This window comes from Sulfobacillus harzensis, assembly GCF_012933365.1.
Taxonomy (GTDB): Bacteria; Bacillota; Sulfobacillia; order Sulfobacillales; family Sulfobacillaceae; genus Sulfobacillus_B; species Sulfobacillus_B harzensis.
The window spans coordinates 1-672 of the sequence record NZ_JABBVZ010000316.1; the positions used below are offsets into that span (position 1 = coordinate 1).

The following is a 672-nucleotide window of genomic DNA, read 5'->3' on the forward strand; positions in this document are numbered from 1 at the left end:
AGCCGCGGCGGAGGCCGCGGGGAAACCGGCGCCCGAACCTCCGAAGGATCCGCCCACGCCCGATCCCAAAGCGCAAAGCAACTTCACGGACCCGGAGTCCCGCATCATGCGGAATAGCGACAAAGCCTTCATTCAGGGCTACAACGCCCAGATCGCCGTGGACGCCGACACACAAATCATTCTGGCGGCCGATGTGACCAACCAAGCCGCCGATAGCCCGCACCTCTTGCCGATGGTAGACCAGGTCGTCGCGAACACGAGTCGTCGGCCTATCGGCGTGTTGGCCGATGCCGGCTACTGGAGTGAGAGCAATCGCCAGGGACTCCAATCCCGAGCGATGGAGAGCATTATTCCGCCGGAAAAGCTCCGTCACCGGGAGTGGCGTGCCGCCCGGGCACCACGCGGTCGGATTCCCCGCAACCTCTCACCAAAAGACCGGATGCGACGGTATTTACGAACGAAAGTGGGGCGCCGCCGGTACCGGCGGCGGCAAGTGTCGGTAGAACCCGTCATCGGCTACCTGAAAACGACGCAGCATTGTCGCCAGTTTCTGACCCGAGGGTTGGCTGCAGTCCGCGCTGATTGGCGATTCCATTGTGCGGTTGCCAACCTGGCCAAAATCCTACGGAATGCCGGGGGCCACAAGTCCGCTCGCCCCAGTGGGACACCGCG

1 protein-coding gene is annotated in these 672 nt (G+C 63.5%); it reads left to right on the top strand.

The window, feature by feature from the left end:
• Positions 1–106: 106 nt before the first annotated feature.
• A partial coding sequence (locus HIJ39_RS23265) for a transposase (RefSeq protein ID WP_207711899.1) occupies positions 107–672 on the top strand: 566 nt, incomplete at its 3' end.